The organism is Thioalkalivibrio sp. HK1 (genome assembly GCA_000583135.1).
In the GTDB taxonomy this organism is placed as follows: domain Bacteria; phylum Pseudomonadota; class Gammaproteobacteria; order HK1; family HK1; genus HK1.
This window is the reverse complement of sequence record JFBG01000010.1, coordinates 1-13719: the sequence shown is the minus strand read 5'-3', so window position 1 is coordinate 13719 and position 13719 is coordinate 1. Positions and strand designations below refer to the sequence as shown.

General features: G+C 55.5%; 8 protein-coding genes. 7 read left to right on the top strand and 1 reads right to left on the bottom strand.

Annotation, left to right across the window (positions count from 1 at the left end; all coding sequences use genetic code 11):
- Positions 1-90: 90 nt before the first annotated feature.
- The 6 genes from BF99_RS0103205 (at position 91) to BF99_RS20095 (ending at position 8456) form a co-directional block, all read left to right on the top strand.
- Positions 91-1137: a homocysteine S-methyltransferase family protein gene (locus BF99_RS0103205; protein ID WP_025769732.1), complete on the top strand. Its 1047-nt coding sequence runs from the start codon at positions 91-93 to the stop codon at positions 1135-1137.
- A gap of 78 nt (positions 1138-1215) precedes the next feature.
- Entirely contained in the window at positions 1216-3657 is a 2442-nt protein-coding gene (locus BF99_RS0103200) for a GcvT family protein (protein ID WP_025769731.1), read from the top strand.
- A 106-nt stretch (positions 3658-3763) separates the two neighbouring features.
- The gene (locus BF99_RS0103195; protein ID WP_025769730.1) at positions 3764-4684 is read left to right on the top strand and encodes a methionyl-tRNA formyltransferase; all 921 of its coding nucleotides are present in this window, start codon (positions 3764-3766) and stop codon (positions 4682-4684) included.
- A 442-nt stretch (positions 4685-5126) separates the two neighbouring features.
- A complete protein-coding gene (locus BF99_RS0103185) occupies positions 5127-6143 on the top strand; it encodes a 2-dehydropantoate 2-reductase (RefSeq protein WP_025769728.1) in 1017 nt (338 codons plus the stop codon).
- Between the two features lie 315 nt (positions 6144-6458).
- A complete protein-coding gene (gene yhdJ / locus BF99_RS0103175; protein ID WP_051482755.1) occupies positions 6459-7346 on the top strand; it encodes an adenine-specific DNA-methyltransferase in 888 nt (295 codons plus the stop codon).
- Between the two features lie 180 nt (positions 7347-7526).
- Positions 7527-8456, top strand: a complete 930-nt coding sequence (locus BF99_RS20095; RefSeq protein ID WP_197019024.1) for a hypothetical protein — start codon at positions 7527-7529, stop codon at positions 8454-8456.
- Between the two features lie 483 nt (positions 8457-8939).
- Here BF99_RS20095 and BF99_RS0103160 read toward each other — a convergent pair whose 3' ends face one another.
- Positions 8940-9323, bottom strand: coding sequence for a hypothetical protein (locus BF99_RS0103160; RefSeq protein ID WP_156013140.1), 384 nt, complete (start codon positions 9321-9323; stop codon positions 8940-8942).
- A gap of 299 nt (positions 9324-9622) precedes the next feature.
- On the opposite strand from BF99_RS0103160, the gene BF99_RS0103155 reads away from it, so the two are divergent.
- Positions 9623-13719, top strand: a 4097-nt coding sequence (locus tag BF99_RS0103155) for a restriction endonuclease (protein ID WP_051482754.1), incomplete at its 3' end; no start/stop codon positions are given.

Here is a 13719-nt window from a genome sequence, read left to right as displayed (position 1 = left end):
CCGAAACGATTCGATTCGATTCGATTCGATCAGATCAGATTAGATCGCGAGGAATGCTTGTCGTCCTTTGGATTGAGAGGTGGAAAAATCATGTCCCCTGATATCTCTGCCGCCGATGCTTCCGTGAATTCCGCCGGGTCGCCCGCCTCGGGGCCGATGGGAAGGATCGAATCCCGCTTGCAATCGGGTCAGTGCGTCGTCATCGACGGCGCGACCGGAACCGAGCTCGAACGTCGCGGCGCGAAGATGCACGATCAGGTGTGGTGCGCCACGGCCACCGAAACATCGCCCGAGATCCTCGCCGATGTGCACGAGGACTATATTCGGGCGGGGGCGCAGGTGATCATCACCAATACCTTCTCCACCAACCGCAATATGCTCGATCCCGCAGGCTTGGGGGATCGCTTCGATTCGCTCAACCGTTCGGCGGTCAGAATCGCCAAACTCGCCCGGGAGCGGGCGCAGGCGGAAGAAGAGGTGGTGGTTGCAGGATCGATGTCCCATCAGGTCCCGATACAAAAGGGCACCGCCCAGCGCGATAAGGAGCGGGTTCCCGATGCCAAGATCGCCGCCGGACGCTTTCGGGAGATGGCGGAGACCCTCGCCGATGCCGGGGTGGATCTGTTGTTGCTGGAGATGATGTCCGATCCCGATTTCATCAATCCGGCGATCGAGGCCGCAAGATCCACCGGGCTACCGCTTTGGGTCGGTTTTTCGGCCCGCCCCGGGCAAGCCGGTCGAGGCGGGTTCGAGGAAGGCTCCGAGAGCGAAGGCGAACCGGCGCTTTTTTCCTATAGCAGACCCGATATATCGTTCGAGCGGATGCTCGATGATATCTCCTTGGATGGAGTGCAGGCTGCGGGCATCATGCATACCAAGACGCATGTCGTCACCCCGGCCTTGGCCTGTTTGGGGCGTCGTTTTTCCAAGATAAAGATGGCCTACCCGGATAGCGGTTTTTTCAAGATGCCCAATTGGCAATTCGTCGACGTGATCCCCATCGATGATTTCGCGCAAGCCGGTCGGCGCTGGGCGAGCGAGGGGGTGCAGATCATCGGCGGTTGCTGCGGTCTTGGCATCGAACATATCGAAGCGCTGGCGGCGGCCTTGGCCGAGGACCGAGAGGACCGATCCTGATCGACCCGCATCGATCCGCGTATCGATGTGACCCGTCTTCGTCAATCAGCATAAAAATCCGCATAAAGAGGTTTCGTGATGCAAACGCATGCCAAAGTGGTCGTCATCGGCGGGGGAATGATGGGAGTCTCGCTCCTTTACCACCTCGCCGAGGAGGGTTGGAGGGATATCCTGCTGCTGGAGAAGGGGGAGTTGACCTCCGGCTCGACTTGGCATGCCGCCGGACAATGCCCGAACTTCATCGCCGATTACAACATGGCGAAAATCCATGACTACGGCATTCGTCTCTATCCGACGCTGGAAGAAAAGACCGGGCAGTATGTCAGCTGGCATGGCTGCGGCGGTATCCGCCTCGCCCTTAAAGATCAGGAACTGGATTGGTTCCGCCAGGTCGAAGGGATCGGCAAATCGGTGGGTTTTCACTGCGAGATCATCGATACCGAGGAAATTCGTCGCCTCAACCCCTTCGTCGATCTCGACGGAGTGCTCGCCGGGGCATGGACCGCCAACGACGGCCATGTCGATCCCGCCGGCTGCTGCAACGCCTTGGCCGCCGGAGCGAGACAGATGGGGGCGACCATCACCCGCCGCACTCGGGTGATGGATCTTGCGCAGCGCCGCAGCGGGGAATGGGAGGTGATCACCGATCAAGGCACGGTGGTCTGCGAAATGGTGGTCAACGCCGCCGGTTGCTATGCCCGCCGGATCGGCGAGATGGTCGGAACCGAGGTCCCGATCGCCAATATGGAACATACCTATCTCGTCACCGATCCCATCGATGAGTTCGTGGAACGATCGGAAGAGATGGTGGTGATGCGCGATCCTTGGCCCTCCGCCTATTACCGTCAGGAGCAAAAGGCGGGGCTGATCGGCATCTACGAGACGGCGAACGCCGCCACCTGCTGGCAGCATAACGACGGCGATCCCGAATGGGAGGCCGAGAACGAGCTCTTCGAGGCCGATCTCGACCGCCTTTCGCCCTATATCGAGCGGGTGATGGAAAGGATGCCGATCTGGCGCGAGGCCGGCATTCGGCGCATCGTCTGCGGGGCGATTCCCCATACGCCGGATTCCTATCCCTTGCTGGGTCCGGCCGGCGGCCTGCGCAATTTCTGGCATTGCTGCGGGGCGTCGATCGGTATCGCCGCCGGCGCCGGCTGCGGCAAATATCTCGCGCAGTGGATGGTGCACGGCGATAGCGAGATCAACATGGCCTCTTTCGATCCGCGGCGCTTCGGCGATTATTCCGATGGGCAGTACACCATCGCCAAATCCCGTCAGGACTACGAGCACATGTACGCCTTGCATCTGCCCGGCGAGGAGCGCCCGGCAGGGCGCCCGGCGATCCAATCGGCGGTGCACGATACCCTCGTCGCGCGGGGGGCGGTGCATACCGAGGTCAACGGCTGGGAGCGCCCGAAATGGTTCTCCCTCGACGCACGAGAGGAAGCCCCGGGCTTTCGTCATAACAATGTCTTCGAGGTGGTGGCGAAGGAGTGTCGGGCGGTGCACGAAGCGGTCGGCATTTTCGATATGTCGAGTTTCGCCAAATACGAGGTCACCGGCGGCGACGCCCATGCCGTTCTCGATGTCCTTTTCGCCAATCGCCTGCCCCGACCGGGTCGGGTGGTGCTGGCCCACGCCCTTTCCCACGCCGGTCGTATTCGAGGGGAATCGACGATCGTCCGCTTTCCCGAAAAAGAGGATTTCTACTATGTGGTCTCGGGGGCGACCTCCGATCGGCGGGATCTCGATATCCTCTCCGAGTCGGAAAGATTCGCAGGCGATGTTCACATCCAGCGGGTAACCCCCGATTGGGGCGTGTTGGTGCTTGCAGGGCCTCAATCGCGCGATGTGCTGGCGCAACTGACGCACCATCCTCTCGATAACGACGCTTTTGGCTGGATGAGCGCAAGGGAGATTCCGGTGGGCGGAGTTCGCCTTCGAGCCTTGCGGGTCAACTATGTCGGGGAGCTCGGTTGGGAACTGCACTGCCCGATGGAAGACCTTGCGGATCTCTATGACCTTTTGCGGTCGGCGGGGGAGGCCTTCGGCATCGTGGATTTCGGAGCCTACGCCGTCGATTCCTTGCGTATCGAGAAGGCCTACAAGGGATGGGGAGCGGATCTCACCAATGAGATCGGCCCCTTCGAATCGGGTATCGAACGATTCGTGGACTTCAAAAAGAAGGATTTCATCGGCAAGCGAGCGTTGGAGGGCGCCAAAGAAGGCGATATCAATCAGCGCATCGTCTACCTCGAAGTCGAGCCCGGCGATTGCGATGCCCATGGCGGCGAGCCGGTCTTTTCCGCAGACCCCTCGGATGAGGGCCGACCCGTCGGGATCACGACCTCCGGAGCCTTCGGTCACTGCACCGGCAAGAGCTTGGCTTTCGCATACGTCGAGGCGAGGCGGGCGGAGGATGATGCCTTCCAAGTCGAGATCTTGGGCGAGATGCGCCTGGCCAAACGCTTGCGCGAAGCGGTTCGGGATCCGCATAACGAACGCTTGCGCGCTTAGAGGGATCGATCCTCTTTCGAATCCCTTTTCGAATCCTTTTTCAAAACCACGCCCCAAAAGCCCGGCCTGCCGGTGCTTCGCTCCTTGCAACCGGAGGTCTTCGAGCATGAGAATCATCGTCAACGGTCAGCAGGATTTCGGCAAGAGCGTGCTTCAATCCCTTTTACAAAGGGGCGAGGAAATCGTGGGGGTCTATTGCGCCCCGGATAAGGAGGGTCGCCGTCCGGATCCCTTGAAGACCTTCGCGCAGGAAAAAGGATTGCCCCTTTTCCAGCCCCGCTCCTATCGCGGGCAAGAGGTCGTGGAACGGATGGCATCGCTTGCGCCCGACCTTTGCGTGATGGCTTATGTCACCCTTTTCGTCCCCGAGAAGGTGCTCGGCGTTCCCCGCCACGGCACCATTCAGTACCACCCTTCCTTATTGCCTTCCCACCGCGGGCCGAGCTCGATCAACTGGCCGATCATCTGGGGCGAAAAGAAAACCGGCCTCACGATCTTCTGGCCCGACGAGGGTCTCGACGAAGGCCCGATCCTGCTGCAAAAGGAAGTGAATATCGAGGACGATCACACCCTGGGGACGCTTTATTTCAATCACCTCTATCCCTTGGGGGTCGAGGCCATGCTCGAAGCCGTCGATCTCGTTCGAGACGGCAAAGCCCCCCGGATCGAACAAGACCACTCATTGGCAACCTACGAGGGCTGGTGTCGCCCCGACCTCGTCAAGATCAACTGGCATCTGCCCACCCCCTCGGTATTCAATCTGATCCGAGGCTCGAATCCGCAGCCCGGAGCATGGACCACCTTCAAGGGCGAGAAGGTGAATATCTTCGACGCCGAGGCTATTCTTTCGCCTCGCAGCGTTCAGCCGGGGCAGATCCTTGCCAAGGACGAATCGAGCCTTTGCGTGGCCACCGCCGACGGTCAAATCCGGATCCGCCGCTTGCAGATCGAGGGGCAAAAGAAGGTCGACGCCGGGGCTTGGGCGCTTGAATCGGGTATCGAGCTCGGGAATCGTTTCGGCACCTGAGAAAAGCCTGAAAAAAGCCCCGAAGAGAGGAAGACTCTTTCGTCGGCATCGAAGCCGAGGCGGGCATTTCGAGGAACCTCCGAGGCTTTTCGTCCAAGGGGGTCTCAGCGCCCCCTCGCTGGTTGTCGAGCGAGCATCGCCGAGTGTCTTCGTCGATTCGCCCTCCCTCGCCGAGCGAGTTTTTTCCGCAAGCGTTATGGCCCCTTCTCAATCGAAAGCCGCTTGATATATTTTCCTAATCCAAAGCATTCTTCCTCGATGAGAAATCAAGAGCGATCGATCCCTTGCGTTTTTTCTCCGCCTGTTCGCCCCTAACCCATAGAAAATACTTGCAAATTCCCCTTGTTGCAGTGCACAATCATCCGCTTGGGAAGCCGTCCGGTGAAAAGAAAGATCGTGGCGGTTGATCGAGGACCGATTTGATGAACAGGAGATCCGATCGATGAGAATTTGCGTGGTAGGGGCCGGGGCCATCGGGGGTTTGATGGGCGCCAAACTCGCTCTGGCAGGCGAGGAGGTTTGCTTGATCGCAAGGGGAGCGCATCTGGAAGCGATCAAGGCCAAGGGTATCGAGCTGACTTTCAAAGACGGCAGCGTGGAGCGGGCGAGCGATATCGCCGCCACCGCCGATATGGGCGAATGCGGCCCGCAGGACTTGGTGATACTGGCGGTCAAGGCGCATCAGATCGCCCCCATCGTCGAGCCCCTGCGCCGTCTGATCGGCCCCGAAACCATCGTCCTCACCGTGCAAAATGGAATTCCTTGGTGGTATTTCCAGCGTCATGGCGGGCCTTTGGAAGGCACCGTTTTAAGGTCCCTCGATCCGGAAGGGGCGATCTCGCAGGCGATCCCCGCCGAGAGCATCGTCGGCTGCATCGCCTATCCGGCGGCCGAAATCACCGCCCCGGGGTGTATTCGCCATATCGAGGGGATGCGCTTTCCCGTGGGAGAGCTCGACGGCTCCGCCTCGAAACGAGTCGAGTCCTTGTCCAAAACGTTGAAAAATGCGGGCTTCAAAGCCCCGGTACTCGATGATATTCGCGCCGAAATCTGGCTGAAGGCATGGGGCAATCTGCCCTTCAACCCCATCAGCGCCTTGACCCACGCCACCTTGGTCGATATTTGCCTTTGCCCGCCGGGGCGAGATCTCGTTGCGCGCATCATGACCGAGGCCGAGGCCATCGCCAATAAACTCGGCATCACCTTGCGGGTATCGATCGAAAAAAGGATTGACGGCGCCGAGCGGGTGGGCAAGCACAAGACCTCGATGCTGCAGGATGTCGAGGCCGGCAAGCCCTTGGAAGCGGCGGCGATCATCGGCGCCATCGTCGAACTGGCCCGCCTGACCGACACCCCGACCCCATCGATCGATACCGTCTACGATCTGATCCGCCTGCTCGACTCGGTGATCGGGCAAGAGGGCGTTCGTATCCGTAGCCAGGCTTTGAACTCCGGTTGATAAAAGCGGGGAGTCCTTGCCTGCCTTGTTGATGAGTTTCGGCAGCATCATGAGTTGAATCGGCCAAGCAGTGGCGCATTCGAAGGCGAGATATCCATCCGCTTGGCTCTTTGGACCGCGGCAACCCGTCTGCGGTGCTTTTCGAGTCTCATCGACAAGGCGTTTTTGCTACGGGAGCCGTTGAAAGAGCGCCGGAATGCTTTCTTGATGCTTTGAAATCTGCATCATGTCGAGGGTGGGTTGTCGGTGGCGGCATATCGCACCGAAGCGGGCCATCGAATACCTGTGCGGTGATCGATGCCAAGGAAGAGACCAATGCAAAAGACGACGATCAGAGCGTTCGAGCATGAAACGCATCGCATCTACCATGGCGAAGCGTTGGAGGTATTGAATCGTGAAATCCCGGACAATTCGATCGATCTCGTCTTCGCCGATCCCCCTTACAACATCGGCAAACGCTTCATGGACTTCGAAGATAAATGGCCATCGATCAAAGAGTACGTCAAATGGTGCGAGGAATGGTTGAATCTCTGTATCGGAAAACTAAAGGCCAACGGCAGCCTCTATCTCATGACAAGCACGCAATCCATGCCCTATTTGGATATTCACCTGCGCGAGCGATTGAAGATTCTCGCTCGAATCGTATGGCACTACGATAGTTCCGGCGTGCAAGCAAAGAAAAAATTCGGATCGATGTACGAACCGATCCTGTTCGGCGTAAAAGACGAGCGCAACTATACATTCAACGCCGATGATATCAGGGTCGAGGCCAGAACCGGCGCCACAAGGAATCTCATCGATTACCGGAAGTCAAAGCCGACCCCATACAGCACAACGAAGGTGCCGGGCAATGCATGGTTTTTCCCGAGAGTGCGATACCGCATGCCCGAATACGAGGAGCATCCCTCTCAAAAACCCGAAGCCTTGTTGGAGCGCATCATCAAGGCCAGCAGCAATCCCGGCGATGTCGTCCTCGATCCTTTTTCCGGGACATTCACGACCAGCGCCGTCGCGCAGCGCCTTCGAAGACAAAGCATCGGGATCGAACGAGAATTGGAGTATGTGAAAATCGGCCTACGGCGGCTCAGGTTTGGACAAGAGCTAGATGGTTACCCTCTCAAGGCACCGAATAAGACCTATGTGCGTCGCAACGGGGTCTCGTCTCGTCCAGCCGATAGCCAGCCATTGCTGTTTGGGGAATAGTTGTCGTGGAGCACGAATTCACGCCTGAGATTGTACGAATTCTTGAAGACGCGTTCGGGAATCGCGGTAAGGCTGTATTTCATACCAGCGAATTGATTCAGTATCTGAATATCAAAACCAAATCTGCATCACGGCGGATCGAAGTCGCGCTCGTCGTTTGGTAATATATATGCGATTTATGTGCTGGTTGAAGATTATCTAGCCAAATCCTTTCATGAGCTTGGTGGATATAAAGAATACGAGGGAGCGCGTTTCACTGATCTCCTTCGACGCATGCGTGAGCTGCCGTTTGGTGGAAAATTGCAAAATCATGCTCTCAACCACCGAATGAATAAAGAATTTGAAAAATACTTCAAAGTATGTGAATTCACTCCAATACTCCGAGATGTGACAACTAACAAATACTGGATCAATGAAAATCTTTTGAATATCGAAGTCACAAATAAGATATTCAATATTGCGAATGCGGTGATTGAGATCATTGATTCATACATTGAGGCAAAACGAGATGCATTCGAGTCTTTCATCACGACATGCCAAGAGATGCAGAAAATAAAGACAGAAAATCCAACTGCGATTCGTCGATTCATTGTATCTATGATTCAGCCAAGTATGGATGCGCGCATATTCGAAATCGCTAGCTTTGGAATTTTGAAGGAGTACTTCGCTGGCCAGTCTATCTATTGGGGTTGGAGCCTTGATAAGATATCAGAAGAGTCATTATTTCTTTATAAGACAGGACGATGCAATGCGAACGATGGTGGAATCGATTTCGTTATGCGTCCATTGGGGCGATTTTTTCAGGTCACGGAAACAACTGATGTCAAGAAGTATTTTCTTGATATTGAAAAAATTCAGAGATATCCTATTACCTTCGTCATCAAATCATCGGAATCGGCGGATACTCTGTACGAAAAGATAGAGCAACAAGCCAAAAGGATACTTAGTGTGGAGAGAGTGGTCCAACGTTATATGGATTGCATTGAAGAGATCATCAATATTCCTGTTTTGTTAGAACGCTTTGATGAAATTGCCGACGCTGGAAAGTCTGGTCCCGTGATTGAAGAAATACTGCTTCAAAGCCGTATTGAGTTCAACTATGATGACTGATCGCATGATTAGATAGCGAGTTGAAAGCGATGATTTGTGACGGCATGAACCTACACAAATCCTTTGGTCTCGGAGTATTTTTGATCCTTGACGAGCAGTTGAACGCTCGTTTTTTTTTCGCCGCTTTATCTTCACCCGCGTGAAGGATCAAAAAAGAGATCGAGAACGGACATAAAAAACCCGGCAAAGCGCCGGGGAATGTGGATTTTGCAGGCAAACGAGGAGAGTCGGTACGAATCGTTGTGCTTTGGCTTGTACTTGGCGGTCATCGTTCCCGTAGTGGCAGTATCTCGAATTTTCTTTTTCTTCGAGTGCTTCATATCAGCCGATGAGGATATTGCTTTCGGCTTTAAGTTTTTGGGGTTGGCCTTTCCGGGTTGCCTTCAATCGCAAAAGGGGTGGAAGCAACTTTATCGGCTACTCCCACCCCGATGAGAAGGGATGAGCGATCAAGCCCACTCGCAGCGCTGCCGAGCGAGCCGACTAGCCACAGCCCGGACCGCCGTTCGTGATGGCGCATACCGCTCCGTAGACAAACAAGATAACAAGAATAGCCTGCTGCTGCTCGGCAGTATCGAGCAATGGATCCTCGTTCGGCAAGTGAAAGCAAGCGAAGACATTCGTATCACAAATCTGTGTTGACTCGGGAGCGATAAAAAGATCGGCATCATCGAAAAGTCCGCCGTTGCCGGTCGAGGCAGTTTGGATCGGCTCGCTCGAGGCGGGTTGATACTCGATCCATCCGGTGCTATCGAGCGAAGCCGAGTCGCTCGGCGGGCCTCCTTGGGCATCGCAGGAAGCGTCGGCGTGAGCCGAGCCGACAAACCCGGCAAGCATGAATGCGATCATCATCGTAAGTTCACGCATCGGTCGATCTCCCGAAGTCAAAGTGATTGATGGCTACGACTCAACCATTACCAAATTTCGCAGGTATTGTCAAGCATCCTTCACCGGAGGGATGTGGGCCGATAGCCCGAGTGCACCACACCCCGGGAACGAGCCCCACATAAGGCTTTGACTCGGCAAATGCACTCGATACCCCTTTCGGCGGGCAGATGCATGACCCGATGCCCGCATAACCTTGTAAAATGCCTCATCAAAGTTGATGGCAAGTATCATCCAGCCCTTTTTTCTCGTGCTATGCAAGGAAGCGCGGGATCGAAGAGATGAGTTTCCAAGCCGATTCCAAGGTGGGGGGAGATTGGGCGATGGCGAGCGACGATTTCGAGGGTTTACTGCAAAGGCTGCGCAAATCCGACACCCTTGTCATGCAAGGGCGGCTGTTCGAGCGGCTGATGAAGCGATGGCTGAGCGTCGATCCGCTTTATTCAGGTCGCTTCTTAGAGGTTTATTCATGGGGTGAATGGGCATCCGATCGGTCGGATTTCGATGCTCGGGATATGGGCATCGATCTGGTGGCCAAGGAGCGAGACTCCGAGGGCTTTTGCGCCATCCAGTGCAAATTCCATTCATCGAAGACGAGGATATCGAGCGCGGCTTTGGATTCCTTCCTCGCCGCCTCGAATCGCGCCCCGTTCACCTCCCGCATGGTGATCGATACCGGCGATGAATGGGGAGCGATGGCGCGCAAGAAGATCGAAGGCGTGCAGCCCCCCTGCACGGTGATCGACTATACGACCTTGGCCAACAGCCAAGTCCGTTGGCCGGATTTGACCCAAGACGAGCCCGAATCCATCATCGCCGATTCGGCCGCCAAGCACCGCCTTCGCGCTCATCAAAGTCAAGCCATCGCCGATATCCGCAAAGGCTTCGCAAGCCATGACCGCGGCCGCCTGATCATGGCCTGCGGTACCGGCAAGACCTTCACCGCCTTGAGGCTTGCCGAGGAGATGGCGGGTATCGGTGCCCGCGTGCTCTATCTCGTTCCCTCGATCTCCCTCATGCAGCAATCGATGCGGGCCTTTGCCGAGCAAAAGAGCATCGAGCATCGTTATATCGGCATCTGCTCCGATACCAAGGCCGGCCGCAATGACGAGGATGCCTCGCTGGTCGAACTGGAAATTCCGGTCACCACCGATGCAATGACCATCCAACGAAGCCTGATCCAACCAAGGCCGGATGCGATGCGGGTGGTCTTTTGCACCTACCAATCCCTCGAGCTCATCGCTTGCGCCCAAGATAAGGGCGCCCCGGAATTCGATCTGATCCTGTGCGACGAAGCCCATCGCACCACCGGAGTGAGCGCAAGCGGCGTCAAAGACAAGACCCGAGTCTCACCCTTCGTGCTGGTGCACGATCAAGAGCGTATCCGCGGGGTCAAACGTCTTTATATGACCGCCACCCCGAGGATCTATACCGAAGCCACCAAGACCAAGGCCGGGGAAAACGAAGTGCGCTTGTTTTCGATGGACGACCCCAAAGATTACGGCCCCGAATTCCATCGTCTTTCCTTTTCCGATGCTCTGAATCAAGGCTTGCTTTCCGATTATCGAGTGGTGGTGCTGGCATTTTCCGAAGCCGCCGCCACTCGAACCTTGCAAGAGCATTTGGCGGACGAGGGTGGCGATATCAAAATGTCCGATGCCGCCCGCATCGTCGGTTGTTGGCGGGCGTTGCACGATCCGGAGAATCTTGCGGGCAAGGCATCGAGCCGGTCTCGGCCCGATTCGCAAACCGAGCCCCGCCCCAAGCCTCGACCATTGCGAAGGGCGATCGCCTTTACCAACACCATCGGCGACTCCAAGCGGTTGGAGAAGCATTGGCCCAAGATCGTAGAAAGGGCGCAGGCCGATCTTCCCCCCGAGCGCAAAGAGGAGTTTCTGCGCTGCCAAACATCGCATGTCGACGGTCAACACAACGCCCTCGATCGAAAGAAGAGGATCGAGGCTTTGAAGAATGTCCCGCAGGGCGAATGTCATATTCTTTCCAACGCCCGTTGCCTTTCCGAGGGGGTCGATGTCCCGGCTCTCGACGCCGTTTTGTTCATGGCCGAGCGCAAGAGTACGGTGGATGTGGTGCAAGCGGTGGGGCGCGTGATGCGCCGGGCGCCGGGTACGGAGAAGGAATACGGTTATATCGTGCTGCCGGTGGTGATCCCCGCCGGGAGAGATCCGGCGGCGGTCTTGGAATCCGGCAACGAATTCGCCGCGGTGTGGAGCGTGTTGCGCGCCTTGCGCTCCCACGACGAGCGCTTGGATGCCGAGATCAATCAGATCGTCCTCAATAAACGGTTGCCGGAGCGCATCATCTTCGCCCGCGGCGACGGGCAAGAACAAGAACGCGAGAACTTCGATCTTCCCTTTCCGCCCCTCGATCTACCGGTCGATCTCATCCATGCCCGCATCGTCAAGCAATGCGGCGACCGGCTTTATTGGAAGGAATGGGCGGGCAAGGTCGCCGATATTTTCAAATCCCTCGTCGTTCGTATCAAAGCGCTGCTCGAAAGCGAAGGGCATCGAGATCTTCTCGATCGATTCGAAGCCTTTCACGAAGAACTCAAAAGCCAGATCAACGACGAGATCGATTTCGACAGCGCGATCGAGATGTTCGCCCAGCATATATTGACGCGCCCGATCTTCGATGCCCTTTTCGATGGTTATGATTTCACCAAAGGAAATCCGGTGGCCCAAGCGTTGGATCGCCTGCGGCGGGAGTTCGGCGACTACGGACTCGAGAACGAATTGCGCGGACTCGAGCGTTTCTATGAAAGCGTGCGCACCGGCGTTGCCAATATCGACACCCCCGACGCTCGCCAACAGATATTGATGGATCTCTATGAGAATTTCTTCCAGATCGCGATGAAAAAAGATGCCGAGCGCTTGGGGATCGTCTATACCCCGGTGCAAGTGGTCGATTTCATCTTGCACAGTGCCGATCATGCTTTACATGAGGAATTCGGACGTCGTTTGAGCGATGAAGGGGTGCATATCTTCGATCCCTTCACCGGCACCGGAATTTTCCCCGTGCGCTTGCTGCAATCGAAAGATCTGATCCGAGATCGCGACCTCGAACGCAAATATCGAGAAGAGATCCACGCCAACGAGATCGTCCTTTTGGCATACTATATCGGGGCGGTGCAGATCGAGTCTGCCTATAAAGAGCGAAGAGGAGGGGAATACACTCCCTTCCCCGGTATCGTACTGACCGATACTTTCAACCTGCTGGCCGACAAAGATGGCCTTGCCGCCCGATGGCTGCCGGATAATAGCGAGCGGGTCGCGCGCCAGCGAGAGATCGATATCGAGGTGATTATTTGCAATCCGCCGTGGTCGGCGAACAATCAAAATGTCACTTATCATGATATCGAAGAAAGGGTTCGCAATACTTATGCGGCATATAGCAAGGCCGGCAACAAGAACACTCTTTATGACAGCTATAAACTGGCGATCCGTTGGGCCTCTGATCGGATCGGCAAGCGCGGTGTCATCGCGATGGTGACCAATGGATCATGGATCGATGGCAATGTGGACTCGGGGTTGCGGGCATGCTTTGCCAAGGAATTCAGCAGCGTTTATGTGTTGAATCTGCGGGGAAATCAACGTACCCAAGGCGAGACATCTCTTCGGGAAGGAGGTAAGGTTTTCGGATCGGGATCGAGAGCACCGGTGGCGATCACCCTTTGGATCAAGAATCCAGATGCCCGTCATGAGGGTTGCCGGATTCTCTATCATGATATCGGTGACTATAAAAAGCGCGAAGAAAAACTAGGTCTACTTGAGACCATGCGTTCGATCGCCGGTGTCGATGGTTGGCAGATGATTTCCCCGGATATGTATCATGACTGGATCAACCAAAAAGATGAATCCTTCGAATCTTGTTATCCGGCGATTTCTAAAGAAGCAAAGGCGGGAAAAGCCGATGCTATCTTCAAGTTGTTTTCAAATGGATTGAAAACAGGTCGCGATGACTGGCTCTATAATTTTTCTTACGATCATTGTGATCGTTATGGTAAGGAGATGGCGAATGAATATATGGCGGCTTTGCACGATCTGAAAAATTCCAATGAAGATATAGAGGAAACCATCGAAAATCATTCGTCGAGAATTCGCTGGGATCGAGAATTGAAAAACAATCTTAAGCGTGGGAAAAAAGTAAACCACGCGGAAAAGATAGTGACTGTTAATGAGCGTCGTCCCTTCATCAATCAGTTTTGCTATTTGGACTATAATTTCATTCAGATGAAATATCAGATGGATAAAATTTTTCCTAATCATATAGAAATAAATCCGAGTCAATTGATAAGATCGGATTACGTTGCTGATGCGGTGCTTGATGGTATGTCCGCTCAAATTGGCTACCCCCC